Genomic DNA, 1,089 nt, shown 5'->3' on the forward strand with positions numbered 1-1,089 from the left:
TTGATTGATTGATTGATTGGTCATCGATTTTTCTCCTATCGTTATTATTAGATTGTTTATGTGTCTCAGTGTAGTACATTTTATTAGTCAAAGTGCGGTCAGATTTGACCGCACTTTTGTTTCTTTTAGCTTTGTCTCATTACCATTGATAACGATAAACCGCTTGGATTTGGTAAGGTTTGTCGTAGCGTTTGCCATCGGCACGGCTTACTTCTAAACCAATACGATGATTTGCAATACCGGCATTCAAGCCAATCGTGCTTTCAAAACGCCCACGGCTATCTTCCACATTAAGTGCACCGTTTGCGTAGTGGATTTTACTGTTGTTATGACGGCTTGTTATGCCATTTATTTCGGCATAAGGTTGTAGATTCCAACCATTTGCTAAAGTAAAGCCTTTTGCCACACGAACACCGGCACGGGAATAAATGGAAGATAAGCTGTCTTCATTATTCTTGCCCTGAATATGTGTCCAAGCTAATTGAACTTGTGGCGTGATTGTCCAATTATTGGCGAGCTTGAACTGTTTACCGAGTTCGCTTGATAAAGTATAGGCATTGTAGTGGCGTTTTTCGGTGTGATCGGATTCCGATTTCAAACGGCTGTATTTCACAATGTTATCAAGATAAATGCCGTTATCCGCAAGATAGGCGGCATATAACCCAATACTATTACTTTTTACCTTGCCATCACCATTGTGATCATTGAAATCCACATTGGCTTGGCTGCGACCAATAAATCCACCAATACGGAAATTATCGCTCACCGCCGCATCCGCACCGATTTGTAATGTATGTACATTTTGTTTAAAGCCGGAAGTGCTGCTTTCACCGGTAGAAAGTGCGGTCAATTTTTCACGAGAATTCACATTACGCACCCACACATTGCCTTTCTCGCCATTTTTTACTTCGCCAAGACGTTGATGAATACCAAACATTTCATTTTCAACCAACAATAATTGTGATTGACGAAGTGAAACTTGCGCATTCGCCATTTGGCTGAGTATTGGGGAAATCGGCAATGTCGGATTATTTGGTGGTGTTGGATTTACCGGTGGAATTGGTGTTACGCTTGGCGTACTTGGCGTAC

At 41.5% G+C, this 1,089-nt stretch carries 1 protein-coding gene; it reads right to left on the bottom strand.

Features of this window, described 5'->3' with window-relative positions:
* Nucleotides 1–139: 139 nt before the first annotated feature.
* Nucleotides 140–1,089 (bottom strand): autotransporter outer membrane beta-barrel domain-containing protein (locus tag BKL49_RS11920; protein ID WP_244152011.1); only part of this gene is annotated, 950 nt, incomplete at its 5' end.

It is taken from the genome of Rodentibacter myodis, assembly GCF_001999305.1.
Lineage (GTDB): Bacteria > Pseudomonadota > Gammaproteobacteria > Enterobacterales > Pasteurellaceae > Rodentibacter > Rodentibacter myodis.